At 67.6% G+C, this 24,095-nt stretch carries 28 protein-coding genes; 15 read left to right on the top strand and 13 right to left on the bottom strand.

Translation table 11 applies throughout. From position 1 onward, the window contains the following. Positions 1-4 precede the first annotated feature (4 nt). Entirely contained in the window at positions 5-547 is a 543-nt protein-coding gene (locus EJP67_RS03065) for a demethoxyubiquinone hydroxylase family protein (protein ID WP_126019284.1), read from the top strand. A gap of 115 nt (positions 548-662) precedes the next feature. Continuing rightward, positions 663-965 carry a hypothetical protein gene (locus EJP67_RS03070; RefSeq protein WP_126019286.1) on the top strand — a complete coding sequence of 101 codons (303 nt, stop codon included), beginning with the start codon at positions 663-665 and terminating at the stop codon, positions 963-965. A 65-nt stretch (positions 966-1,030) separates the two neighbouring features. Here the strand turns inward: EJP67_RS03070 and EJP67_RS03075 are convergent, their stop codons facing one another. The 3 genes from EJP67_RS03075 to EJP67_RS03085 all read right to left on the bottom strand — a co-directional run bounded on the left by EJP67_RS03075 (position 1,031) and on the right by EJP67_RS03085 (position 2,788). Next, positions 1,031-1,486 (bottom strand): GNAT family N-acetyltransferase, encoded by a 456-nt coding sequence (locus tag EJP67_RS03075; protein ID WP_126019288.1) that lies wholly within the window; start codon positions 1,484-1,486, stop codon positions 1,031-1,033. Between the two features lie 88 nt (positions 1,487-1,574). Next, positions 1,575-2,126: a hypothetical protein gene (locus tag EJP67_RS03080; protein WP_126019290.1), complete on the bottom strand. Its 552-nt coding sequence runs from the start codon at positions 2,124-2,126 to the stop codon at positions 1,575-1,577. Then, positions 2,123-2,788 carry a peptidoglycan recognition protein family protein gene (locus EJP67_RS03085; protein ID WP_126019292.1) on the bottom strand — a complete coding sequence of 222 codons (666 nt, stop codon included), beginning with the start codon at positions 2,786-2,788 and terminating at the stop codon, positions 2,123-2,125. Before EJP67_RS03085 ends, EJP67_RS03080 begins: the two co-directional genes overlap by 4 nt. A 272-nt stretch (positions 2,789-3,060) precedes the next feature. Between EJP67_RS03085 and EJP67_RS03090 the strand changes: the two genes are divergently transcribed. Then, positions 3,061-4,089 (top strand): aldo/keto reductase, encoded by a 1,029-nt coding sequence (locus EJP67_RS03090; protein ID WP_126019295.1) that lies wholly within the window; start codon positions 3,061-3,063, stop codon positions 4,087-4,089. 9 nt (positions 4,090-4,098) lie between these two features. On the opposite strand, the gene EJP67_RS03095 is transcribed toward EJP67_RS03090, so the two are convergent. Continuing rightward, positions 4,099-4,992, bottom strand: a complete 894-nt coding sequence (locus EJP67_RS03095) for a LysR substrate-binding domain-containing protein (protein WP_126019298.1) — start codon at positions 4,990-4,992, stop codon at positions 4,099-4,101. A 47-nt stretch (positions 4,993-5,039) separates the two neighbouring features. Between EJP67_RS03095 and EJP67_RS03100 the strand changes: the two genes are divergently transcribed. Beyond that, positions 5,040-6,212: an NAD(P)/FAD-dependent oxidoreductase gene (locus EJP67_RS03100; RefSeq protein WP_126019300.1), complete on the top strand. Its 1,173-nt coding sequence runs from the start codon at positions 5,040-5,042 to the stop codon at positions 6,210-6,212. Between the two features lie 11 nt (positions 6,213-6,223). On the opposite strand, the gene EJP67_RS03105 is transcribed toward EJP67_RS03100, so the two are convergent. Next, positions 6,224-7,540, bottom strand: a complete 1,317-nt coding sequence (locus EJP67_RS03105) for a DUF3443 family protein (protein WP_165909537.1) — start codon at positions 7,538-7,540, stop codon at positions 6,224-6,226. A gap of 73 nt (positions 7,541-7,613) precedes the next feature. Further along, complete coding sequence (locus EJP67_RS03110) at positions 7,614-8,117, bottom strand: DUF2844 domain-containing protein (RefSeq protein ID WP_165909538.1); 504 nt, start codon at positions 8,115-8,117, stop codon at positions 7,614-7,616. 221 nt (positions 8,118-8,338) lie between these two features. Here EJP67_RS03110 and EJP67_RS03115 point away from each other — a divergent pair, with 221 nt between their 5' ends. Then, entirely contained in the window at positions 8,339-9,346 is a 1,008-nt protein-coding gene (locus EJP67_RS03115; RefSeq protein ID WP_126019306.1) for a class I fructose-bisphosphate aldolase, read from the top strand. A gap of 12 nt (positions 9,347-9,358) precedes the next feature. Here EJP67_RS03115 and msrA read toward each other — a convergent pair whose 3' ends face one another. The 4 genes from msrA to EJP67_RS03135 all read right to left on the bottom strand — a co-directional run bounded on the left by msrA (position 9,359) and on the right by EJP67_RS03135 (position 11,963). Further along, the gene (msrA, locus tag EJP67_RS03120) at positions 9,359-10,063 is read right to left on the bottom strand and encodes a peptide-methionine (S)-S-oxide reductase MsrA (protein WP_126019308.1); all 705 of its coding nucleotides are present in this window, start codon (positions 10,061-10,063) and stop codon (positions 9,359-9,361) included. A gap of 96 nt (positions 10,064-10,159) precedes the next feature. Further along, positions 10,160-10,426, bottom strand: coding sequence for a pentapeptide MXKDX repeat protein (locus tag EJP67_RS03125; RefSeq protein ID WP_126019310.1), 267 nt, complete (start codon positions 10,424-10,426; stop codon positions 10,160-10,162). A gap of 104 nt (positions 10,427-10,530) precedes the next feature. Beyond that, positions 10,531-11,322 (bottom strand): molybdopterin-dependent oxidoreductase, encoded by a 792-nt coding sequence (locus EJP67_RS03130; protein WP_126019312.1) that lies wholly within the window; start codon positions 11,320-11,322, stop codon positions 10,531-10,533. Continuing rightward, positions 11,319-11,963 (bottom strand): cytochrome b/b6 domain-containing protein, encoded by a 645-nt coding sequence (locus tag EJP67_RS03135; protein WP_126019314.1) that lies wholly within the window; start codon positions 11,961-11,963, stop codon positions 11,319-11,321. The genes EJP67_RS03130 and EJP67_RS03135 overlap by 4 nt, the downstream gene beginning before the upstream one ends. A 99-nt stretch (positions 11,964-12,062) precedes the next feature. Here EJP67_RS03135 and EJP67_RS03140 point away from each other — a divergent pair, with 99 nt between their 5' ends. The 3 genes from EJP67_RS03140 to EJP67_RS03150 all read left to right on the top strand — a co-directional run bounded on the left by EJP67_RS03140 (position 12,063) and on the right by EJP67_RS03150 (position 15,299). Next, on the top strand, positions 12,063-12,788 hold the full coding sequence (locus EJP67_RS03140) for a response regulator transcription factor (RefSeq protein WP_126019317.1): 726 nt from the start codon (positions 12,063-12,065) through the stop codon (positions 12,786-12,788). Continuing rightward, positions 12,785-14,281 carry a sensor histidine kinase gene (locus EJP67_RS03145; protein ID WP_126019319.1) on the top strand — a complete coding sequence of 499 codons (1,497 nt, stop codon included), beginning with the start codon at positions 12,785-12,787 and terminating at the stop codon, positions 14,279-14,281. Before EJP67_RS03140 ends, EJP67_RS03145 begins: the two co-directional genes overlap by 4 nt. Before the next feature lie 85 nt (positions 14,282-14,366). Continuing rightward, a complete protein-coding gene (locus EJP67_RS03150) occupies positions 14,367-15,299 on the top strand; it encodes a crotonase/enoyl-CoA hydratase family protein (protein ID WP_126019322.1) in 933 nt (310 codons plus the stop codon). A gap of 18 nt (positions 15,300-15,317) precedes the next feature. On the opposite strand, the gene EJP67_RS03155 is transcribed toward EJP67_RS03150, so the two are convergent. Then, complete coding sequence (locus EJP67_RS03155) at positions 15,318-16,226, bottom strand: transglutaminase family protein (protein ID WP_240650475.1); 909 nt, start codon at positions 16,224-16,226, stop codon at positions 15,318-15,320. 132 nt (positions 16,227-16,358) lie between these two features. Here EJP67_RS03155 and EJP67_RS03160 point away from each other — a divergent pair, with 132 nt between their 5' ends. Then, complete coding sequence (locus tag EJP67_RS03160; protein WP_126019324.1) at positions 16,359-16,694, top strand: antibiotic biosynthesis monooxygenase family protein; 336 nt, start codon at positions 16,359-16,361, stop codon at positions 16,692-16,694. A gap of 7 nt (positions 16,695-16,701) precedes the next feature. After that, a complete protein-coding gene (locus EJP67_RS03165) occupies positions 16,702-17,505 on the top strand; it encodes a sulfite exporter TauE/SafE family protein (RefSeq protein ID WP_126019327.1) in 804 nt (267 codons plus the stop codon). A gap of 1 nt (position 17,506) precedes the next feature. Here the strand turns inward: EJP67_RS03165 and mnmC are convergent, their stop codons facing one another. Further along, positions 17,507-19,438: a bifunctional tRNA (5-methylaminomethyl-2-thiouridine)(34)-methyltransferase MnmC2/FAD-dependent 5-carboxymethylaminomethyl-2-thiouridine(34) oxidoreductase MnmC1 gene (gene mnmC / locus EJP67_RS03170; RefSeq protein WP_126019329.1), complete on the bottom strand. Its 1,932-nt coding sequence runs from the start codon at positions 19,436-19,438 to the stop codon at positions 17,507-17,509. A 15-nt stretch (positions 19,439-19,453) separates the two neighbouring features. After that, positions 19,454-19,729 carry an oxidative damage protection protein gene (locus EJP67_RS03175; protein WP_126019332.1) on the bottom strand — a complete coding sequence of 92 codons (276 nt, stop codon included), beginning with the start codon at positions 19,727-19,729 and terminating at the stop codon, positions 19,454-19,456. A 165-nt stretch (positions 19,730-19,894) separates the two neighbouring features. Here EJP67_RS03175 and EJP67_RS03180 point away from each other — a divergent pair, with 165 nt between their 5' ends. The 5 genes from EJP67_RS03180 (at position 19,895) to ssuD (ending at position 24,095) form a co-directional block, all read left to right on the top strand. After that, complete coding sequence (locus EJP67_RS03180; RefSeq protein WP_126019334.1) at positions 19,895-20,944, top strand: sulfate ABC transporter substrate-binding protein; 1,050 nt, start codon at positions 19,895-19,897, stop codon at positions 20,942-20,944. 131 nt (positions 20,945-21,075) lie between these two features. Then, on the top strand, positions 21,076-21,660 hold the full coding sequence (ssuE, locus tag EJP67_RS03185) for an NADPH-dependent FMN reductase (RefSeq protein ID WP_126019337.1): 585 nt from the start codon (positions 21,076-21,078) through the stop codon (positions 21,658-21,660). A gap of 140 nt (positions 21,661-21,800) precedes the next feature. Further along, positions 21,801-21,938: a hypothetical protein gene (locus tag EJP67_RS33530; protein WP_165909539.1), complete on the top strand. Its 138-nt coding sequence runs from the start codon at positions 21,801-21,803 to the stop codon at positions 21,936-21,938. A gap of 31 nt (positions 21,939-21,969) precedes the next feature. Next, positions 21,970-22,926: a sulfonate ABC transporter substrate-binding protein gene (locus tag EJP67_RS03190; protein ID WP_126019340.1), complete on the top strand. Its 957-nt coding sequence runs from the start codon at positions 21,970-21,972 to the stop codon at positions 22,924-22,926. Further along, positions 22,926-24,095 (top strand): FMNH2-dependent alkanesulfonate monooxygenase, encoded by a 1,170-nt coding sequence (gene ssuD, locus EJP67_RS03195; protein WP_126019342.1) that lies wholly within the window; start codon positions 22,926-22,928, stop codon positions 24,093-24,095. The genes EJP67_RS03190 and ssuD overlap by 1 nt, the downstream gene beginning before the upstream one ends.

Here is a 24,095-nt window from a genome sequence, read left to right on the forward strand (position 1 = left end):
TGCAATGAATGACGGGAAGCAACCGGACCGGGGTTCGACGCTGGGCGGACGGATCCTCAAGGTCGACCATGCGGGCGAGCAAGGCGCGGTCAACATCTACAGGGCGCAGATCTTCGTGGCGCAATGGACCGCACCCTCGCTCGTACCGGAGTTGCGTGAGTTCAAGTCCCACGAGGAAAGACACCGGGCTCTGTTCTGGGCAGAACTGCAGAGACGGGGATTGCGCAGTTGCCGCAGCTATTGGTTGTGCGGCATCGGCGGATGGGTACTGGGTCTGCTCACCGGGCTGCTGGGTCGCCATGCCATCGCTGCGACCACAGTGGCTGTCGAGCGCGTGGTGCTGGGACACCTGAAGACGCAATTGCGCGAACTGGCTGGCAAGGACGAAACGGCCGTCCATGTCATCTCGCAAATCGTCGAGGAGGAGCAGTTGCATCACGACCAGTCGGCGTCGCATGTGCGTGCGGGCCATGTGTGGACGAAGTTGCTGAGCCCGGTTGTTGCGGCCTCGACCGAGACGGTAATCTGGCTCGGAATGCGGCTTTGAGTTCGCTTCGATGAGTTCTTCATCCGGGCGATAAACTGCGCCCCGCACGTCGAAATCTCGGCGTGCTCGGGATTGGCGTCTCGAAGCATCTCTGCGTTTTCACCGGAGGCCATTCATGGCTGCTTCTACTCGCTCGCGTACGCCATCCGCATCAACCCGCTTCGACGCTGCCGAAGCCCTCGCTCTTCAAGCCTGCGACGACACCGACAGTCTTCGCGAAGTGCTCTGCGCCTATGCATGCCTCGAAAAGCTCATCGCGCCGCTGGAGGTGGGCGATACAGAACAACTTGGTCCCACGCGCACCGAACTCGGCTCCTTGGTGCGTCTGATCAATGAGGAAATGAGCCGTCGCATCGAAGCTGCCGACAGCGCGACCCGCGCGATGCGTGCGGCTTTGGCGAGGCCGGAGGCAGGCTGAGCGCAGCGCGGCCTTGTGCAGATCAGGCGCTGACCGGATTCATCGGCGACGGAGACGGCAGCCTCTCAGCTTGCGATTTCCTTTTGCATGAACACGCTCAGCGGGTCATCCGGGTAGCTCCCGAACGGCCCGCGCCGCGCGTAGCCCGAGCGCGCATAGAACGACAGCGCCTCCGGCTGGCTCACGCCCGTTTCCAGCCTGAACATCGCGCAGCCACGCGCCATCGCTTCGCCTTCAAGGAAGCGCAGCACTTTCGCCGCGATACCTTGCCCCCGGTTCTCGGGGCGCACATACATGCGCTTGAGCTCGCCGAACTCCGGCTCCATGACGATGGCACCGCAGCCGATGGCCGTGCCCTCGCCATCGCGGGCGACTGCGAACAGCACGTTCGGCACTGACAGCGCCGCGATGTCGATGCCGTAGTGGCACTCGGGCGGGTAGAGCGGCTTCTGGTAGGCGTCGAGGTCGTCGATGAGCTGGATGACGTCGGGCTGGGCGGGGCTTTCGAGGGAGATTCGCATCGGGCGATGGTAGCCAGCCGACGGGCGGTTGATTGGGAGAGTGGGGCGAAAGAAAACCCGCCGAAGCGGGTTGGGTGGAGAACAAGGGTCAGCGGCTCGCCCTCAATGTCTTCAGGCGACGTTCCGCTTCGCCCGGCGGAATTTTCCCTTCCGCTTCAAGTTTCTTGAGTCGCCGTTCGTCTGCCCGATTCAGCGCGTCCTTCAGGAGCTCCATCTTTCGAGCCCTGCAAGGATCGCATTCATAGTAGGTTTCCGGGCCGGGCGTGGGTTTGAGCTTGGCGTTGAGTTCGAAGGTATTGATGCGTCCCGTCGGCTCGATGCCGATCGCAATAGCTTTGCCGTTCTTGAACGTGACGCGCGCACCGCCAAGGCATCCGGTTCGTTCCGCGTACTCGTCGAAATAGGATTTCTCCGAGACCTTGCGCATATGCCGGAGTGCATGGCGAACATCTTCCTCGGTCAGGACCACGTCGTCGCAGTCAAGAAAGTTCTTGTTTTCCCATGCGGACCGTATTGAAGGCTCGGTGATTTCTATCTTCACCACGTCGGCAAGCGGATATCGCCTGTCGGCTGCGTGAGCAGCAAATGCCGTTGTGGCCGCAACAAGGGCTGCGATGCCAAGAATGCTGGCGTTGCTCATGGTGTTGGTACCTTCAGATTCCAATTCGCACCCTGCGCCTCTGTCGGATTCTTCCAACTGACGTCGGAATGTGGAAAGACTTCGCCCGGCGCAATCTGCATGGAACTCTCAAGCACGCTGACAAGCCACGCGAGCGATTGATTCTGTGCTGCGGACGGTGTGGGGAAGATGCCGAATTCTGCGCGCAGCTTTTCGAGAGGGCGGTTGGCTCGGACATCCGGATCCTTGAAGCCCGGCGGCAACCTGGCTCTGCCAACCATCTCGATTCCGATGGCTTCCATGTTGCCTGGATAGCGCTCATGCGGTGCCTTGCGCATTTCAATGCGATGAATCGCTGTGGCTCCAGCCTTTGCCGGAAAGTCCCGCGGGGTGCATTTGCCTGTTATCAGACACCTCGCCTTCAACGGCCCCACATGATTCGTCCTCTGATAAATCGCAGCCGTCTGATAGATCGTCCCATCCTTGTCGATGAGAAAGTGCGCTCCATTGGCCTTGGGGTTCCTGTAGCTGTTCAGCGATGACTCCAGCGTATCGGCGTCGGTCTGGTGCACGACGATGCCGGTGATGGCTGCGGTGCGTTTTCCTCGTTCGATCTGCGGACTGCGCGCATGCCGCACGCGCGCGTGACTGATCATTCCGTGTTCGTCGATTTCGACAAGCATGGGTTTTCCTCCCTGAAGATTTGTTGGTTATCGGCTCTGCAGAAGCCGGCTCTCGCGCGTCGGATGAGCGCGAGGCCACGACCTCGCGGCGCATGCTAAAGGCTTAAAAAGTGAACTGGTTGATGACTTCGTCAACCACTTGTGACCCGCTGCGCAAAGCCCATTCGTCCGCAGGGTTGAACGCGCCAACCAACAATGGCCGCGCGGCAGTCCGACCGGTCTGTCGGCCACCTTTCTTCATCCCGAATCCGCAAGCACCAAGGAGCACCACTTTGGAATACCGTCATCTGGGCAAATCCGGCCTCAAGGTCCCCGTACTGAGTTTTGGCACCGGCACCTTCGGGGGCAAGGGCGAGTTCTTCAGTGCATGGGGAAGCACCGACGTGGCCGAGGCGCGCAAGCTCATCGACATCTGTCTCGAAGCCGGCGTGAACATGTTCGACAGCGCCGACATCTATTCGTCCGGTGCGGCCGAGTCGGTGCTCGGCGAGGCGATCAAGGGGCGGCCGCGCGACAGGCTGTTGATCTCGACCAAGGCCACCTTCCGCAGCGGCGAGGGGCCTAACGACGTGGGCTCTTCGCGTCACCATCTGGTGCAGGCCGTCGACGGTTCGCTCAAGCGGCTGGGCACCGACTACATCGACCTGTTCCAGTTGCACGGCTTCGACGCGAGCACTCCGGTGGAAGAGACGCTCTCCACGCTCGACGACCTGGTGCGCGCGGGCAAGCTGCGCTACATCGGCGTGTCGAACTTCTCGGGCTGGCACCTGATGAAGTCGCTGGCCGTGTCGGAGCGCCACGGCCTCGCGCGCTATGTCGCGAACCAGGCCTACTACTCGCTGGTCGGCCGCGACTACGAATGGGAGCTGATGCCGCTGGGCATCGACCAGGGCATCGGCGCCGTGGTGTGGAGCCCGCTGGGCTGGGGCCGGCTCACGGGCAAGATCCGCCGCGGCCAGCCGCTGCCCGCCAACAGCCGGCTGCACGTGACGGCCGACATGGGTCCGCCGGTGCCCGACGAGCTGCTGTACCGCGTGGTCGATGCGCTGGAAAAGATCGGCGCCGAAGTCGGCAAGACGGTGCCGCAGGTGGCGCTCAACTGGCTGCTGCAGCGCCCGACGGTGTCCAGCGTGGTGGTCGGCGCGCGCGACGAGGCGCAGCTGCGGCAGAACCTCGGCGCGGTGGGCTGGAACCTCACGCCCGAACAGGTTGCCGAGCTCGACGCGGCCAGCGCGACGACGCGGGCCTATCCCTACTGGCACCAGCAGGGATTTCTCGAACGCAACCCGAACCCGGTCTAGCGTCCTTTTCTAGCCGGGCGTCAGCCCGAGCACCCAGCGCTTGAAGTCTTCCAGCGCCCCGGAGGCCGGCCGGCCTTCGGGGTACGCGAAGTAGTAGCCCTGGGGCACGTCGAGGTGCCGGTCGACCGGAATCACGAGTTCGCCCGTGCGCAGCTCGTGCTCGATCAGGATGCGCGGCGCCAGGCCCACGCCCATGCCGGCGGCCGTGGCCGCCACCACCATGGTGAAGAGCTCGTAGCGCGGCCCGCGCGAGGCATGCACCGTGTACTCCCAGCCCTGCTGCGCATACCAGTCGCGCCATGCATGGGCGCGCGTGCTCAGGTGCACGTGGCGGCAGCGCTCGAAACCGGCTTCGTCCCACGGCCCGTGCGCGTCGCGGAAGGCGGGGCTGCAGATGGGCACCATCTCGCCCTCGGAAAAGATCAGCCCGCCGCGCGTGTTGGGCCAGAACTGGTCGCCGAAGTAGATGGCCGCGTCGTAGGCGTTTTCCTGGAATGAAAAAGGCTGCGAGCGCGCCGACAGGTTCACCGTGATGTTCGGATGCAGCCGGCTGAACTCCGGCAGGCGCGGTATGAGCCACTGCGTGGCGAAGGTGGGCACCACTGCAAGCTCCAGCACGAAGCCCATCTCGTGGCCGGCGCTGATCTCCAGCGTGTCGCGGCGGATCTGGTCGAGGTGGCGGCGGATGCGCGCCGCGTATTCGCGCCCCGTGTCGGTAAGCGTGAGGCGGCGCCGCACGCGCGAGAACAGTGGCACGCCAAGGCGCTGCTCCAGCATGGCCACCTGCCGGCCGACGGCGCTCTGCGTGAGCGCCAGTTCGCTCGCCGCGCGGGTGAAGCTGCCCAGCCGCGCAGAAGCCTCGAAGGCCTGCAGCGCGCCGAGGTTGGGAATGTCTTTTCTCATCGGCGCTATTCTGCGTGCGTGCGCCGGGCAACAAAGAAAGGCAAGTCATGCGCCGTGTGGTGATCATCGGCGGCGGGGCCATCGGCTCCGCCATCGCCTACTTCCTGACCCGCGACCCCGACGGCGAGCGCTTCGAGGTCACGGTGGTCGAGCGCGACTTCTCGTACAAGCAGGCGTCGTCGGCGCTGTCGGCCAGCTCGATCCGCCAGCAGTTCTCCACCGCCATCAACATCCGGATGTCGCTCTACGGCATCGACTTCTTCCGCAATCTCGGCGAGACCCTGCGCGTGGGCGACGAGGTGCCCGACATCGGCCTCGTCGAGCCCGGCTACCTGTACCTGGCCTCGCAGGCCGGCGCCGAGGTGCTGCGCGAGAACCACGCCATGCAGAAGGCGCATGCAGTGGACGTGGCGCTGCTCACGCCTGACGAACTGAAGGCGCGCTTTCCGTGGATTTCGACGGAAGGCGTGGAACTCGCCTCCCTCGGCCTCTCGGGCGAGGGCTGGTACGACGGCTACAGCCTGCTGCAGGCTTTCCGCAGGAAGGCGGTTTCGCAGGGCGTGCGCTACGTGCAGGCGCATGCGACGGGGCTGCGCCGCAACGGCCGCACCGTGACCGGCGTGCAGCTCGACAGCGGCGAGACGCTGGAAGCCGACGTCGTCGTCAACGCCGCCGGCGCCTGGGCCGCGAAAGTGGCGCAATGGGCCGGCATCGACCTGCCGGTGCGCGGCCGCCGCCGCAGCGTGTTCAGCTTCTCGTGCCCCGAGACGCTGCCCGGCTGCCCGCTGGTGATCGACACCTCCGGCATCTGGCTGCGCCCCGAGGGCCGCCAGTTCATCTGCGGCTTCGCGCCGCCGGAAGACCAGGACCACAACGACGCGCCGCTCGAGGTCGAGTACGAAGCCTTCGACAGCTTCATCTGGCCCTCGCTGGCCGAGCGCGTGCCCGCTTTCGAGGCCATCCGCATGACCGGCGCCTGGGCCGGCTACTACGAGATGAACGTGTTCGACCACAACGCCATCCTCGGCCAGCACCCCGACTGCGACAACCTCTACTTCGCCAACGGCTTCTCGGGCCATGGCCTGCAGCAGTGCCCGGCGGCGGGGCGCGGCGTGGCGGAGTTGATCCGCTTCGGCGAGTACCGCAGCCTCGATCTGTCGCCGGTGTCCTTCGCGCGGATTCTCGAGAACAGGCCCTTGCTCGAGAAGAACGTGATCTAGGTCCTGTTTCGTCAGGGCATCGCCAGCGCGGTGAACGGCCCTTGCTGGCCCAGCGCGGATTGGCCTTCATTGAGCACCGCGACCAGCCTGCCGTAGAAGAACGGAAGGCCGAAGTCGATCGCGCTGGTGCCCGAACTCGCGGCGGCGATGTTGTCGACCGCCACGACGCCCGGATTGCCGGTGAAGAGCGATTGCGCGCTCGCGATCGCGAAGCTCTGGCTCAGCGCCGGGCCCGTCGCAGCCGTGAAGCTGGCGCTGAGGGCCAGTGTGCTCGCAGGGCAGTAGAAGCCCTTGAACGTGCCATTGCTCGCGCACTGGGCGATCGTGGAATCGTTGAGAAAGAAGAAGTTCGACCCGCTGTCCAGGAAGCTGTCGGGAAAGCTGGTGTTCTTGTAGCTGACCGAAAAGCTGAGCGTGCGCGAGTCGGTCTTCAGCACCGTCGCTCCGCTCATGGCGTTGTTGCCTTGCGTCGCCACGCCGAAGTAGAGCGTGCCGACGGTCACGCCTTGGCCGGCCGATGAGATCGCCGGCAGGCCGAGCACGACGCCGTTGTTGTCCTGCGCGAAATTGGCGACCACGTTCTGGGCCTGCATCGCGAGCGGAACCGTGGTCCCCTGGCACGACGCGCCGGCGGCGCAGGTGTAGTAGGTGGCCGGGATGACGCGCTGCGCGCATGCCGCGCCGCAGTCCTGGAGAACCGCGGCGACGCCGATGATGCCGTTCGTACCGAGTTTGTCCGGAGTGTTCTCGGGCTGCAGCGTGTTGTTGTCCGAGCATGCGGCGGGCACGTTGCCGGAGTTCGGATCGCCCACGATCTGCAGCGGCTGCGCGCTGGCGGACTTCGGCCCGAGCGTGACGTCGGCGACACGCATCGTTCCCCATGTGTAGCCGTCGAGGAACTGGGCGCAGGCGTTCAGCGGCGCTCCGTTCACGGCTTCCTGGGGCAGGGCCGACTTCATCGCCGAGTTCAGGGCGTCGGCCGCGATGCGGATGCCGGTGGAGCCGGTGTCGACCAGCACGTTGTCGATGGTCTGGCAGGTGCCGGTTCCCGGTGCGCAGAGCCTGATGCTCACCTGCGGCAGGTTGACGCCGCTCGAATCGGTGCCGTTGGACACGGTGAGCGGCATCGAATTCTGCGAACTCGACGCGGCGGTGGCGGGGGGAGTACTGGGCGCCGGAGCAGGCGCCGGCGCGGAGATGCCCGCGGCCGGCGTCGAAGTGGGCAAGAGCCCGATCGGCAATGCACCACCACCGCCTCCGCCGCCGCCACCGCAGGCAGCAAGGCCCAGCAGGCTCGCGGCACAAGCCACGGCGCGAAGGAGGTTCATGGCACCGGCTGGGCGCCGGTCGCCTGCTTGTCGTGAGTCCATGGGCACGAAGGGCGAAGATGAGTTGAAACGATCAGGAGCCTTGCGCAATGGCCAGCGAGTCGGGGTCGACTCCATCAGGCAGCATCCGCGGCAGCCAGGCGACGCCGGCCGACAGCCGCTGGTGCGACGAGGCATGGGCCGCGAAGTCCTCGTCGTGCTGCGAGGTCGTGGCGTGGGAGCCCCTGCCAAGCTGGCGCTGCGCCCGGGCGTTGTCGGCCATCTGCCTGGCGTAGCGCGTGCCCAGCAGCACCGAGAGTTCCGGCCGGCGCGGGCCGCGCCACGCGACGGCGAACACCGTGCCGTCGGCCGTCAGGTACTCGCGCTGGACCAGGCCATCGTCGGACGTGGTCTCCCGTGTGCTCCAGCCGGTGGCGGATTCCGTCTTGGCTGCGGCACCGGTCGCTTCGGCAGCGGCCGCCTTGCGCGACACCATGTCGATCCGCTGGCCCGGCGCCAGCGTGGGCGCGCCGCCTAATTCGGCGAACGCGAAAGGCGTGGCGAACAAGGACGCAGCCAGCGCCAGGACCGCTCGCATCGATGGCCTTCCGGCGCCGCGCGCATCGCACTCTCGTGACCCACGTTCCATTCAGTTTCCTTTCCGTCCCGACCGCGCGCAGATTACTGCCGGCCAGCGTCGGCTTGATAAAGACCCGGCGGGCCGCACAGGCAGGAGCGCCAAGTCGGCCAGCGATCAGGTTCGCGGTGTTAACGAGTGAGCGGCACGGGCGTACCATGCCCGCCAGAGAGGTGCCCCGCATGACCGAACGAACACTGATCGACACCGCCTGCGCGCTCGTCGCGGACGACAAGGGCCTGCTCGCGATGGACGAGAGCAACGCCACCTGCAACAAGCGCTTCGCCGCGCTCGGCATACCGCAGACCGAAGCCGCGAGGCGCGACTGGCGCGAGCTGATCGTCACCGCGCCGGGCCTGGCTGACAGCATCTCTGGCGCGATCCTTTTCGACGAGACGATCCGGCAGAAGACCAACGCGGGCCAGCCCTTTGCGAAGGCGCTGGCCGACGCCGGCATCATTCCCGGCATCAAGGTCGACACGGGCGCCAAGCCGCTGGCCGGGCACCCCGGCGAGACCGTCACCGAAGGGCTCGATGGCCTGCGCGAGCGCCTTGCCGAATACGCCACGATGGGCGCGCGCTTCGCCAAGTGGCGCGGCGTGATCGCCATCGGCGACGGCCTGCCGAGCCGCGCCTGCATACGTGTCAACGCACATGCACTGGCACGCTATGCCGCCTTGTGCCAGGAGGCCGGGCTGGTGCCCATCGTCGAGCCCGAGGTGCTGATGGACGGCGACCATTCGCTCGCGCGCTGCGCAGAGGTCACCGAGGAGGTTCTGCACCGCACCTTCGTTGAATTGCGCGCACAGGGCGTCCTGCTCGAAGGCATGCTGCTGAAGCCCAACATGGTGCTGCCGGGGCTGAAGGCTGCCGTGCAGGATTCCGTCGAGGCAGTGGCAGAGGCGACTGTGCAGTGCCTACTGCGCACCGTGCCGGCCGTGGTGCCCGGCGTGGCTTTTCTCTCGGGCGGCCAGCCTGCGCAGCTGGCGTCGGCGCGGCTCAACGAAATGAATCGCCGCTACAAATCGCGCCTGCCATGGGCGCTGACCTTCTCGTTCTCCCGCGCGGTGCAGCAGCCAGCGCTCGATGCATGGAAGGGCGATGCGGCCAATGTGGCGACTGCACAGCGGGCGCTGGTGGAGCGCACCAGCGCCAACCGGGCCGCGCGCCGCGGCGAATACAAGGAATGACCTGGCGCCCGCTCAGCCTGCCTTGGCCGCCTTCACCAGTGAAGGCGTGGCCTTGTAGCTTTCGGGGAAGAGCTTCTTCAGGTCGTCGATCTTCGGCATGTCGTTGATCGCGATGTAGGGCTGGCTCGGGTGCAGCGTCAGGTAGTCCTGGTGGTAGTCCTCGGCCGCGTAGAAGGGCTTCGACAGCTCGACCGTGGTGGCCAGCGGCTTGCCGAAGGTCTTCGCCTGGTTGAGCTGCGCGATGTAGGCGTTGGCAATGCGGGCCTGCTCGGCGTTCTCGGCGAACACGGTGGAGCGGTATTGGGTGCCGGTGTCCGGCCCCTGGCGGTTGAGCTCGGTGGGGTCGTGCGCCACCGAGAAGTAGATCTGCAGCAGCTTGCCGTAGCTGACCTGCTGCGGGTCGTAGGTGATGCGCACCGACTCGGCATGCCCCGTGCGGCCCGAGCCGACTTCGTCGTAGCGCGCCGTCTTCGCATCGCCGCCGGCATAGCCTGACACGGCGTTGCTCACGCCCTTGACGCGCTGGAACACGCCCTGAACGCCCCAGAAGCAGCCGCCGGCGAACACGGCGGTTTCGGTCTTCGTGCCCGGTGCCGGGACGAGGTCGGCGGTGGGCGCGGGCACGCGGCGGGCGGTTTCTGCGAAGGAGGGCGCCGCCTGCCAGACGAGGACTGCGGCAGCCAGCGTGCCGGCGGTGAGTGCGAAGGATTTCTTCATGGTGCGGATTCCTTGAGGGAGGTGACATTGACGCCGAATCGCCCCGGCGTCAATGGTGATGCGGTAGCGCTGTGGGGCGGCAGCGCGGTGGGGCGCCTACTTCTTCATTTCGTCCTTGCCCATGGCGTCCTTCTTCATGCCGTCCTTGGACATGGAGTCCTTCGCCATCGAGTCCTTCTTCATCGCGTCCTTCTTCATCGCATCCTTGGACATGGAGTCCTTGGCCATCGAATCCTTCTTCATGCCGTCCTTGGACATCGAGTCCTTGGCCATGCCGTCCTTCGCCATTTCGTCGGCGGCAAAGGCCGAGGCGCCGGCGAAGGCCATGCAGGTGGCGAGAAGGGTTGCGGTGAGCTTGTTCATTTGGCGTCTTCCTGAGTGAGTTGAGGTTGGGTCTTCAATGTCGGCTCGGTCCCGGTGGAACTCCGCCTTTCGCTTTCTTCGGCAGTCGAGTGGCTGTCGGCCCCTCAGCTCCCTCCGAACCAGTTGTAGCCCTGGTCTTCCCAGTAGCCACCGGAATAGGTGTTGGTGACGAACATCGCCTTGATGTGCTTGGGGTTCTTGTAGCCAAGCTTGGTCGGCATGCGCAGCTTCATCGGAAAGCCGTACTTCGGCGGCAGCGGCTGGCCGTCGTAGCTCAGCGCCAGCAGCGTCTGCGGGTGCAGCGCGGTCGGCATGTCGATGCTGGTGTAGTAGTCGTCGGCGCACTTGAAGCCGACGTACTTGGCCGTGAGGTCGGCGCCGATGTGGCGCAGGAAGTCGGCGAAGCGCACGCCGCCCCATCGGCCGATGGCGCTCCAGCCCTCCACGCAGATATGCCGCGTGATCTGCTCCTGCTGCGGCATGGCGCGCAGTTCGGCCAGCGTCCAGGCGTGCCTGTCGGCGACCATGCCGGTCACTTCCAGCCTGTAGCTGGCCTCGTCGACTTCGCGCACCTCGTCCTCGCCGTAGTAGGCGTTGAAGGGGAAGGGGCGGGTGATCTCGGCCTCCGTGTAGGTCGGCGCGAGCTGCGTGGGGCTGAAGATCAGGCCCTGCACCTTGTCGTTGAAGCGGGAGATCTTCGTGAGCGCGGCCTCCACCTGCGCGTTGTCGCTGATGCTGCAGCCGGTGAGCAGCGAAAGGCCGCCGAGGGTCAGCGAGCGGCGCAGGAAGACGCGGCGCGAGGGCTCGTCGAGCTTCTTCGCGATCAGCGTGCGGGCTTCGCGCAGCACGGCGTCGCCGTCGATGCCGCTCAGGGTGGGGGCTTTGAATATCTTCATCGGGCTTTGGCGGCGCGGCCGCGGATCATGGTGAGGAGCGTGCGGGGCACCAGGGCCACCATCACGAGGTGCACGACGACGAAGGCGACGATCGCGGCCATGCCGAAGAAGTGCACGCGGCGCGCCGACTCGTAGCCGCCCATCAGCTCGCGCAGCACCGGGAACTGCACCGACTTCCACAGCACCAGGCCCGAGAGCACGATCACGATCAGGTCGAGCATCACGAACAGGTAGGCCAGCTTCTGCACGCTGTTGTAGTGGCGCGGGTCGGCGTGCGAGAGCCTGCCCTTGAGCGCGGCCAGTGCGTCGTGCAGCACGCCGCGCGGCGTCAGCGGAAAGAACTTCGTGGCCAGCCTGCCGGTGGCGATGTTCATGAACAGGTAGACCAGGCCGTTGGCCACCAGCAGCCACATCGCCGCAAAGTGCCATTGCAGGGCGCCGCCGAGCCAGCCGCCGAGCGTGACCACGGTCGGGATGGTGAAGGGGAAGAAGGGCGAGGCGTCGTAGATGCGCCAGCCGCTGGTCACCAGGATCACCACGGCCAGCGCGTTGAGCCAGTGCGAGATGCGCATCCACAGCGGGTGGACCGGCCCGGCCTCGGCCGTGGCGGGGATGGGGGCGGTGGCTGTCGTGCTGTTCATGGGGCGGATTGTTCGGCGCACCCCATGGCCGATTCATCACGCAAAGTTCAATTAATCGTGATAACTCCGCCGGCCGGATGGCGGGACAATGGCGCCACCATGGACAATCCCAAGCGCGTGCTGATCGTCGAGGACGACGCCCACATTGCCGAACTGCTGCGCATGCACCTGCGCGACGAGGGCTACGCCATCGAGCATGCCGCCGACGGCCACGCCGGCCTTCGCGAGCTGGAGCGGGGCAACTGGGACGCGCTGGTGCTCGACCTGATGCTGCCCGGCATCGACGGCCTCGAGATCTGCCGCCGAGCCCGCGCGATGGCGCGATACACGCCGATCATCATCATCAGCGCCCGCTCGAGCGAGGTGCATCGCATCCTCGGCCTGGAGCTGGGGGCCGACGACTACCTGGCCAAGCCCTTCTCGGTGCTGGAGCTGGTGGCGCGCGTGAAGGCGCTGCTGCGGCGCACCGACGCGATGGCGCGCAACGCACGCATGGACTCGGGCAGCCTCACGCTGGGCAACCTCGACATCGAGCCGCTGGCGCGCGAGGTGCGGGTGGACGGCAAGCCGGTGGAGCTCACGCCGCGCGAGTTCGACCTGCTGTACTTCTTCGCGCGCAACCCCGGCAAGGTGTTCTCGCGGCTCGACCTGCTCAACCAGGTCTGGGGCTACCAGCACGACGGCTACGAGCACACCGTCAACACCCACATCAACCGGCTGCGAACCAAGGTGGAGGCCGACCCCACGCAGCCGAAGCGCATCCTCACCGTGTGGGGGCGCGGCTACAAGCTATCGGCCACCGGCAGCGCGGAGGAGGCCGCATGACGATGGCCTGGGCCACGCTCTCGCGGCGGCTCTCGGCCGTGTTCGCGGTGCTGCTGCTGGTGTGCTGCGGCGCGTCGGTGTGGCTGCAGGTTCGCTCCAACGGCATGCACGAGCAGGAAGTGGTGCAGCGCCTCTCGCTCGGGCTGGCGGCGCACATCGCCGAAAACTCCGAACTCATGAAGCCCGGAGGGCTCGACCAGGCGGCGGTGAAGGACCTGTTCGACAAGCTGATGGCCGTCAACCCCAGCGTGGAGGTCTATCTGCTCGGGCTGGACGGCCGCATCGAGGCGCAGGCCGCGCCGCCGGGGCACCTGAAGCGCGACAGGGTCGACCTGGGGCCGGTCCGCAAGCTGCTCTCGGGTGCGCCGCTGCCCATCGCGGGGGACGATCCGCGCAGCCCGAGCGGCACCAAGGTGTTCAGCGCCGCGCCGCTGCAGATGGGCGGGCGCGACGCGGGCTACGTCTACGTGGTGCTGCAGGGCGAGGACCACGACGCGCTGGTCGCCAACGTGGCGGCCGACAACGTGCTGCGCACGACGCTTTGGACGATGGGACTGGTGTCTCTGCTCGGCCTGCTGGCGGGGCTGGCCGCGTTCCGGCTCATCACGCGGCCGCTGCGCGAACTCACGGCGGCGGTGAAGCGCTTCGAGACCGAAGGCATCGCGTCGCTCGAAGGCGAAGCGCCTACGCTGGAGCGGCTTTCGCGCGGCAGCGACGAGATCGCCCAGCTGGGCCAGGCCTTCTCGCAGATGACGCGGCGCATTGCCGAGCAGTGGCGCGAGCTGACGCTGCAGGACCAGCAGCGCCGCGAGCTCTTCGCCAACATCTCGCACGACCTGCGCACGCCGCTCACCTCGCTGCACGGCTATCTGGAAACGCTGCTTCTCAAGGCCGGCACGCTCGACGAAGCCGAGCGGCGGCGCTATCTGGAAATTGCTCTCGGCCAGAGCCGCAAGGTCGGCCGGCTGGCGCAGGAAGCCTTCGAGCTGGCGCGGCTCGAATATGGCGTGGTCAAGCCCGAGAAGGAAAGCTTCGCGCTCGCCGACCTGGTGCAGGACGTGTTCCAGAAGTTCGAGCTGGCGGCGGAAGCCAGGCATCAGCGCCTGAAGCCCGACATCGCGCCCGGCCTGCCGGTGGTGTCGGCCGACCTCGGCATGATCGAGCGCGTGCTGACCAACCTGCTGGACAACGCCATCCGCCACACGCCCGAGGGCGGCGAGATCGTGGTGCAGCTGCGCGCCGAGAACGGCGGCGTGACGGTGCAGGTGAGCGACACGGGGCCGGGCATTCCGGGCGAGCTGCAGAAGGCGATCTTCACGCGCCCGGTGTTCATGAGCGGCTCGCGCGCCGACGGCACGGCGAGCAGCGGCGGACTGGGGCTGGTGATCGTCAAGCGCATCCTGCAGCTGCACGGCAGCGACATCCGGCTGGTGCAGCAGGCCGACAAGGGCGCTGTGTTCCGCTTCCAGCTGGGTGGGGCAACAGCGGGCTGAAGGCTTTTTCCGGGTCTGGGCGTGCGAGGCGGTCGATGCTAAAAAAGCAGCGCGACCGACCCTCAACACAAGGAGACAGCCCGCCATGCCAGCCTTCGAAACCGTCCTGATCGACAAGGATCCGCGGCACCCGCGCATCGCGCGCCTCGTGCTCAACCGGCCCGACAAGCTCAACGCCATCGGCGAGACCACGCCCGCCGAGATACGCCGCGCGGTCGAATGGGCCGAGGCCGACGACGAGGTGCACGTGATCGTGGTCGAGGGCGCGGGCCGTGCCTTCTGCGCCGGCTACGACCTCGGCGACTACGCCGAAGGCCATGGCCGACAGGGCGAAGGTGAGCAGGGCGACCACCCCTGCCGGCAGGAGAAGACGCCCTGGGACCCGATGCTCGACTACGCCGCCATGAAGCGCAACACCGACGACTTCATGGCCCTGTGGCGCAGCCGCAAGCCCACCATCGCCAAGGTGCACGGCTACGCGGTGGCCGGCGGCAGCGACATCGCGCTGTGCTGCGACCTGCTGACCATGGCCGACGATGCGCGCATCGGCTACATGCCCACGCGCGTGTGGGGCTGCCCGACCACCGCGATGTGGACCTACCGCCTCGGCGCCATGCGCGCCAAGCAGCTCATGTTCACCGGCGACACCATCACCGGCACGCAGGCAGCCGAATGGGGGCTGGCCAATCTCTCGGTGCCGGCCGAGCGGCTCGAGGAGGCCACGATGCAGCTCGCGCAGCGCATCGCGGGCGTGCCGAGCTCGCATCTCATGATGCACAAGCTGGTCGTCAACCAAGTCTGGCATTCGATGGGGCTGGAGCAGAGCCAGATGTTCGCCACCGTGTTCGACGGCATCACGCGCCACAACCCCGAGGGCATGTGGTTCAGGCGCCAGGCGGAGGCCGAAGGCTTCAAGAGCGCGGTTCAGTGGCGCGACAGCGGCCGGCCGATTCCGGAAGGCGACGAGGCGAGGGCGCGCATCGCCGAACTTGAAGCGAAGCTGGCGGCGCGCGGTTGAGCACCGCTGCCGCGGCGCTCAGCCTTCGCGGCGCGTGACGACCACCGTGGCCTCGAGCCCCTCGTAGGCCTCGGGGTCGCCGAACCAGCTGCCCGAGATCGGCGCCGCCAGCGAAGGGTCGCGTGCCACGCCGACACGGATCAGCTGGCCGCTGCCCATGAGGTTGTTGGTGGGGTCGAAGGCGAGCCAGCCCACGCCCGGCAGGTAGGCCTGCAGCCAGGCGTGCGTGGTGCCGGCGCCGGTCATCGAGTCGGGCTCGCCCTGCGCCCGCGCGGCGGTGTCGAGTGCCGCGTCGTAGAGGTAGCCAGAGACGAAGCGGGTGGCGATACCCAGGCGGCGCGTGGCTTCCATCATCAGCAGCGCATAGTCGCGGCAGCTGCCGCTGCCCAGCGCCAGCGTTTCCAGCGGCGTCTGCGTGCCTTCCTCGTCGCGCGCCTTGTATTCGAAGCTCCGGCCGATGTGCGCGTTCATGCGCGTGAGCACCTCGCGCGTGCTGTTGGGCTTGTCGGCCTGCAGGAACTGGTGGGCCCAGCGGATCAGCGTACCTTGCTCGTCGTCGTCGTGGTGCGGGCGCAGGTAGTGCTCCAGGTCGAGCCGCTCCTGCACCGAGTAGGCGAAGGGCAGGAATTCCGCGGACGGATCGAGCGTGAACAGGTCGCGCTGCGACGGCGGCACGTGCTCGATGGTGAAGGAGCACACGATGCGCAGCTCGGTGGCTTCGCCCAGCGGCTGCACCAGCGCGACGGAGTTGGAGTACGGGTCCTGGATGAGGCGCGTGTTCGCCTCCGGGCTCACCTGCAGGTCGGTGGCCAGCACGCGCAGGTCGTGGCTGTCGCGCGGGCGGAACATCACCCGGTGCAGGCCGAAGCTGACCGGCTTGCTGTAGCGGTAGACGGTGGTGTGCCTGATGTCGTACTGGATGGCCATGCGCCGCATTCTCGTGCCTTCGCGCGGCAAAAGTGTGGAACGCACGGGCGTCGATGCCGCAGAATCGGCGCCCGTCCATTCGACCGTCCGGCTCGCACATCCGTTGCGCCACCCAGGAGATTCCGGCCCGCCATGTACTGCGCCACCTTCATCTTCGCCAAGAAGCAGTTCGACGACGAGTTCCACCGCCTCGACCAGACCATCGCCGCAGCCGCCAGGTCGCTGCCCGGCTACCTGGGCGAGGAGACGTGGGAAAACCCGGGCAACGGGCTCGTGTCGAACGTCTACTACTGGGATTCGCTCGACAGCCTGCAGGCGCTGATCGGCCACCCCGTCCACAAGCAGGCGAAGGCCGCGCAGGCGAACTGGCTCGACGGCTACAAAGTGGTGATTTCCGAGGTGCTGCGCACCTACGGGGACAGCCGCATCGACCATATGCTGGCGCCCTCGGTGCAGAGCGCCGGGTAGGCAAGCGGTGCCTGAAGCGTTTGGCCTCGTCCAGGTGCTCGGCGGGCTGGCGATCGGCGTCTTCTCGGGCGCCATGGGCGGCCTGCTGGGTGTGAGCCCCGGCGGGGCGCTGGTGCCCGCGCTGGCATTGATGCCCGGGCTGGGCCAGCACGAGGCGCAGGCCGTGTCGCTCGCGGCGCAACTGGTGCCGACCAGCCTTGCGGGCTTTCTGCGCTACCGGGTCTCGGGGCACGGCGCGTCGTGGCGCACGGTGACCTGGATTTCGCTCGGCTTCCTGGCCGGCGCCTGGCTGGGCGCGCAAGGGGCGCATCGCGTGGCCGATGCGGCGCTGCGCTGGATGTTCGTCGGCTACCTGCTTGTGCTGGCGACGCTGGTCGTGCTGAAGTCGCCCGCGAGGGCCGATGGCGTCGTGGAACTGGCGCTGGAGCCGCGCGGCACGGCCGTGGCTCTGGCGGCGGTGGGCGTTGTCGCGGGCGCATCGTCGGGCCTGCTCGGCATCGGCGGCGGGTTGGCCATGACCGCGCTGCTGGCGGTGGCGCTTCACTACTCGCAGCATCGGGCGCAGGCCGTAAGCCTGGCGGTGAATGCCTTGCCGCTCGCGCTGCCGGCGGTGTTCGTCTACGCGAGCGTGGCGAACGGGCTGCCCTGGGTCTTGCTGGGGTGCGTCGTGCTGGGGCTGTGGATCGGCACGGCCGCAGGGGCGCGGCTCGCAACGCGGCTGAGCGAGCGGGCGCTGCGCAAATACTTCCTGGTGCTGGTGATCTGCATGGCGCTGTTGATGGCGTACCGCGCGTCGAGCGCGGCGGGCTGATTCAGAGCCGCTGCGTGCCGAGCGCCTTGGCCAGCGTGGCCGGCAGGGGCAGTGGCTCGGCGTGCCATTGCGCGGCTAGCAGTTCGGCGCACAGGGCCGCGAAGCTCAGGCCGCGCGAACCCAGGGCTGTGCAGGCCCAGAGGCCGGCATCGACAGGGCCTGCAAGGGGACGCCGGTCGCCGGAAGCGCATCGAACGCCGACCCATGTGTGGCTCTCGCCATCGATCAGCGCCCCGGCGGCGGCCGGGTGCAGGCGCGCGAGGCGCTCGCGGTTCGCGGCGCTGTCCGCCTCGGCTGGCTCGAGGCTGGTGCTGTCGCGATCGAAGGTGGCGCCAGCGAGCCACATCGGGGCCTCGCCGTGGTCGCCGGGGACGTGGGCGATCAGATGGCCGTCGCCATTGACTGGCGTGGCGGGCAGCAGAGCGCTGTCGTCGGGCACCGGGCCCCAGGCGACCTGTCCGCGTACTGGCTGCAGGGGGAGTGCGGGAGCGAAGCGGCCCGATTCGAAGCCGGCGCAGATGACGACGCGATCTGCTTCGGTCAGCAGCTCGCCCGCCGCGTCGAACAGCTGCCAGCCGCCTTCACGGCGCTCCAGCCGCGCCACCCGGCAACCGCCACGGAACTCGACGCCCGGCTGGCGCAGCCAGGCGGCGATCAAACGTTGCGGCTTCACCCAGGCTGCGCGGGCATGCCAGATCGCGGGAACACCTGCGGGCAAGCCTGCCGCTGCCAGCTGATCAGCACTGGCGGGCCACGATTCGTTCGGCCCCTGGCTGCTCCAGCCGGCGGGCACGCGGACATCGCCATCGGGCCGGCGCTCCAGCACGCCGCTGGCGCGCCAGTCCCGGCCTTCTTCGAGCAGCCGTGTCAGTTCGATCCAGGTCGCACGGATGCCGGCACGTGTGAGCCGCGAGAGCAGGGCGTCGTCGGGCGATACATGCGGCGCGAGCATGCCCACCGGCAGCCCCGAGGCGCCGGAGGCGGGCCAGTCGGCCGCGTCGAGCACCGTCACCTGCCAGCCGCGCCGCGCAAGGCTGGCCGCCACGGCCGCGCCCGCGAGGCCAGCCCCGATGACGGCACAGCGGCCCGGCGCCTCGACGCGCTCCGGCGCGGGTTCGCGGCGGCGCACGGTCCAGGCGGGGGCGAAGGTGCCGCGCAGGCAGTCGCGCTTGGGCGGCAGGCCGGGTCGCTTCTCGACGGCGAAGCCTTGCTGCGCGAGCGCATCGCGGATCGCCCGGGCGATGGTCCAGGTGGCGATGCGTGTGCCCTGGCGGGCGAAGCGCGACACGGCCTTGAGCGTGTCTGCGGACCACATTTCCGGGTTCTGCTGCGGGCTGAAGCCGTCCAGGAAGATGCTGTCGGCCTCGAAGCGCTGTGCGCGCAGCATCGGCTGCACGTCGCCGACGCACAGGGTGAGCAGCACGCGGCCCTCGTCGAAGGCCAGCCGATGGAAGCCGGGCAACAGGCCGTTCCACTGCGCGGCCAGTTCACCAGCAAGGGGTGCGAGTTCGGGGTACGCCCCGGCCGCGCGCACCAGATCGCCGGCCGAGACCGGATGGGCCTCGACCGAGACGAAGTGCAGCAGCCGAGGCCGTGCCGGATCGGCGCGCCACGCCTGCCAGGTTGTCAGGAAATTGAGGCCCAGGCCGAAGCCGGTTTCGAGAATCCGCCATTGGGGCTGTCCGCCCCAGGCCTCGGGCAGGCCGCAGCCGCCGAGGAAGACATGGCGCGACTGAGCCAGTGCGCCGGTTTCGGTGTGATAGATGTCGTCGAAGCGTTCGCTCCGGGGAACGCCGTCGGCGCGCCAGGTAACAGGCTCACCCCCAGGCTTCGCGCACTTCGTGTCGCTTCGCCCACCCCCTTCGAGGGGGCAACACCTGCAGCCCGACGAAGCCGGTTCTGCGGTGTTTCCCGAAGAAGAGGTGGGCGGCAATCGCGGGAGTGACCGTCAGGGGGCCGATGGGGGAACGTAGCCCTGGGCCACGTCGGCGCCTTCGCCGAAGAAGTGCTTTTCCATCTGCCGCGCCAGGTACTGGCGGGCGCGCAGATCGGCAAGGTTCAGGCGGTTTTCGTTGACCAGCATGGTCTGCTGCTTCAGCCAGGCAGCCCAGGCTTCCTTGCTGACGCTTTCCCAGATCCGCTTGCCCAACTCGCCGGGGTAGGGCGGGAAGTCGAGACCTTCGGCTTCTTTGCCGAGCTTGATGCACTGAACCATGCGTGCCATTTCTGTTGCCTTTTGAACGGGAAAAGTGGGGATACGGGGAAAAAGCGGGAAAGGGCTGCTTAGTTGATTTGGCTATTTAGAACTGAAAACTTGGTCGTTCCAGTTTCTATATGTCGTATTGAGAATACGCAGCTTCATCGATATGCCTTTTCAGAGCAAGACACCATGAGCCTTCGCCGCGACTTTATCAAGCTTTCCCTGGGTGCCGGCGTGGCCGGTGCCATGGCCCTGTCGGCGTTGCCGACGTTCGCGCAGGGCGCCGCGGCGGCCAAGGGCCCCGTGACGCTGCTGAACGTGTCGTACGACCCGACACGCGAGCTCTACGTGGACTACAACCAGGCCTTCGCCAAGTACTGGAAGGCCAAGACCGGCCAGGACGTGACGGTCAAGCAGTCGCACGGCGGCTCGGGCAAGCAGGCCCGCTCGATCATCGACGGCATCGATGCCGACGTGGCCACGCTGGCGCTCGGCGGCGACATCGACGCGCTGGTTTCGCACGGCGGCCTGGTCAAGGCCGACTGGCAGAAGCGCCTGCCGCACAACTCCGCGCCCTACACCTCGACCATCGTGTTCCTGGTGAAGAAGGGCAACCTCAAGGGCCTGAAGGACTGGGACGACCTGGTCAAGCCCGGCGTGCAGGTGATCACCCCGAACCCCAAGACCTCGGGCGGCGCCCGCTGGAACTACCTGGCTGCGTGGGAGTTCGCCAAGCGCAAGTACGGCGGCGACGCGAAGGCCAAGGAATACATCGGCAACCTGTTCAAGAACGTGCCCGTGCTCGACACCGGCGCGCGCGGCGCGACCATCACCTTCGTGCAGCGCGGCGTGGGCGACGTGCTGCTGGCCTGGGAGAACGAAGCCTTCCTGGCGCTGAAGGAATTCGGCCCCGAGAAGTTCGAGATCGTCGTGCCGTCGATCTCCATCCTGGCCGAGCCCAGCGTGTCGGTGGTCGACAAGGTCGTCGACAAGAAGGGCACGCGCGCCGTCGCCGAGGAGTACCTGAAGTACCTGTACTCCGACGAAGGCCAGGACATCGCGGGCCGCAACTTCTACCGCCCGACCTCCGAGAAGGCCAAGGCCAAGTACGACAAGCAGTTCCCCAAGCTCACGCTGGTGACCATCGACCAGGCCTTCGGCGGCTGGGCGAAGGCCGACAAGGAGCACTTCGCCGACGGCGGCTCCTTCGACCAGATCTACACAGCGAAACAAAAGTAACCCCCCAAGGCTGCGCGCACTTCGTGTCGCTTCGCCCACCCCCCCTGCCGGGGGCGGGCCGGCCGCTTCGGGCGGCCGTGCGCGGCGGCCCCCGCGAATTCGCGCTTTTTTTCATCGAACTGAGGTTTTCCGTGTCCGTTCTCCTGATTGCCGGTAGCCCGACGGCCCCGTCCCGTTCCACCGCCTTGCTCGATGCGGTGGGCGAGCGGCTGGCCCGGCGCCATGCGCGGATCGAGCGGCTCGCCGTTCGCGAACTGCCGGCGCAGGCGCTGCTGCTGGCCGAGTGGAACCATCCGGCCATCGAGCGCGCCATCGCCCAGGTGGCGGCGGCCCGCGTGATCGTGGTGGCCACGCCGGTCTACAAGGCGGCCTACAGCGGCCTGCTCAAGGTTTTTCTCGACCTGCTTTCGCAGAACGCGCTCAAGGGCAAGACGGTGCTGCCGCTGGCCACTGGCGGGAGCCCGCACCACATGCTCGCGCTCGACTACGCGCTGCGGCCCGTGCTGCAGTCGCTGTCGGCGCGCCACATCCTTCCGGGCGTTTACGCCAGCGAATCGCAGATCGCGCTGACGCCCGAGAACGCCTACCAGGTGCACAACGACCTGGCCGAACGACTCAACGAGGCCGTCGAGGTACTGGCCACCGAGGGCCTGAAGCTGCCGGCGACGCACGGCTTCGAGCCGGTGCCGTTCTCGCGCGTGCGATGTAGCGTCTGAAAGCACGGGCCGCGCGCCAGCGCGAGCCCGGCTTTTCCGGAACTCTTCCTCCGGTCATCCCGCTTCCCTTTTTGAACACCGCCTGTGCGCGGTGCGGGACAGCCTTTGCCTTTCGTTTCGCAACACCAAGGAACCCACGCATGACTCCCGTTGCCACCGAAGACTCCGTGCTCGACACGACCCCGCGCTCCCTGTGGCATGCGCTGGGCGACCTGGCCGCGAGCGTGATCGTCGTCAGCGCCGTCGCGCTGATCGTGAGCTTCATCGCCGCTGCCTGAGCGCGCGGCCAACACAGTCGAAAGCCTTCTCATGACACTGATCTCCGCCCCCCGCCGCCGCCTGCTGCAGGGCGTTGCCGCCGCCATTGCGCTGCCTTCGTTCGGCGCGCTGGCGCAGTCGTCCGCGCGCCAGTTCCGCATCGGCCACCAGAAGGGCTACCTCACGCTGCTCAAGGGCCGCGGCACGCTCGAGAAGCGCCTCGCGCCGCTGGGCGTGAGCGTGAAGTGGACCGAGTTCACCGCCGGTCCCGTACAGCTCGAGGCGCTGAACGTCGGCTCCATCGACTTCGGCGACGTGGGTGAGGCGCCACCCATCTTCGCGCAGGCCGCCGGCGCGCCGCTGGCCTACGTGGGCGCGACCGTGCAGCGTCCGCAGTCCGAAGCGGTGCTGGTGCCCAAGGGCTCGGCCATCAAGACGGTGACCGAACTGAAGGGCAAGAAGATCGCGCTCAACAAGGGCTCGAACGTCCACTACTTCATCGTCAAGCTGTTCGAGAAGCACGGCCTCTCCTACGCCGACCTGAACCTGGTCTACCTGCCGCCGGCCGACGCGCGCGCGGCCTTCGAGAAGGGCTCGGTCGATGCCTGGGTGATCTGGGACCCGTTCCTGGCCGCCGCCGAAAAGTCGCTCGACGCGCGCGTGCTGGCCGACGCCACGGGCGTAGTCGGCAACCGCGCCTACTACTTCTCGTCGCTGGACTACGTGGCGAAGAACGCCGACGTGCTGTCCATCGCGATCGAGGAGCTCAACAAGGTGGACGCATGGGGCGCCTCGAACAAGGGCGAGCTGGCCGGCGAGCTCGCCGCTCTCTGGGGCCTGCCCAAGCCTGTGGCCGAACTGTCGGTAAACCGTTCGGCGTACGGCACCACGCCCATCACCAAGGCCATCCTGGCCGAGCAGCAGAAGATCGCCGACACCTTCTTCGAGCTGAAGCTGATCCCGAAGAGGATCAACGTGCTCGAAGCGGCCGGCGCGGGAGTCGCGTGATGCAGATCTTCTGGTTCCTCCCCACGCACGGCGACGCCCGCTACCTCGGCACCAGCGAGGGCGCGCGCCCGATCGACCTGGCCTACCTGCAGCAGATCGCCGGCGCGGCCGACAACCTCGGCTACGAGGGCGTGCTGATACCGACGGGCCGCTCCTGCGAAGACCCGTGGGTCATCGCCTCCAGCCTGATCGGCGCGACGAAGAAGCTCAAGTTCCTGGTGGCGGTGCGTCCGGGGCTGCACCAGCCCAGCCTCGCGGCCCGCATGGCAGCGACCTTCGACAGGCTCTCGGGCGGGCGCCTGCTCGTCAACCTCGTGACGGGCGGCGACCAGGCCGAGCTCGAAGGCGACGGCGTGTACCTGGACCATGCCTCGCGCTACGAGCAGTCGGCCGAGTTCATCCGCATCTGGCGCGAGATCATCGCGCGCAGCCACGACGGGCAGGCCTTCGACTACGAGGGCAGGCACCTGAGCGTGAAGGGCGCGAAGCTGCTCTACCCGCCGGTGCAGAAGCCGTATCCGCAAGTGTGGTTCGGCGGCTCTTCGGCGGCTGCGCACGAGCTTGCGGCGGAGCAGGTCGATGCCTACCTCACCTGGGGCGAGCCGCCCGCCGAGGTCGCGAAGAAGATCGCCGACGTGCGGGCGCGCGCCGAGCGCAAGGGCCGGCGGGTCGAGTTCGGCATCCGCCTGCATGTGATCGTGCGCGAGACGGAAGACGCCGCCTGGAAGGCCGCCGAGGAGCTCATCAGCCGCGTGGACGACGAGACCGTGATCCGCGCGCAGGCCGCCTTCGCGCGCATGGATTCGGAAGGACAACGCCGCATGGCCGCGCTGCACGCGGGCGGCGCCAAGCGCACCCGCGCCGAGCTGGAAATCGCGCCGAACCTCTGGGCCGGCGTGGGCCTGGTGCGCGGCGGTGCCGGCACGGCGCTGGTGGGCGATGCGAAGACGGTTGCGGCGCGCATCGAGGAATACGCGGCGCTGGGCCTGGACAAGTTCATCCTGTCGGGCTACCCGCATCTCGAAGAGGCCTACCGCTTCGCCGAGCTGGTGTTCCCGCTGCTCTCGCGCAAGGCGAAGACACGGCTGGCGGGTGGCTCGCTGAGCGGCCCTTTCGGCGAAGTCGTCGCCAATCTCGATGCGCCTTCGCGCCTCGTCTCCCAAAGTTGA

This window comes from Variovorax guangxiensis (assembly GCF_003952165.1).
In the GTDB taxonomy this organism is placed as follows: Bacteria; Pseudomonadota; Gammaproteobacteria; order Burkholderiales; family Burkholderiaceae_C; genus Variovorax; species Variovorax guangxiensis.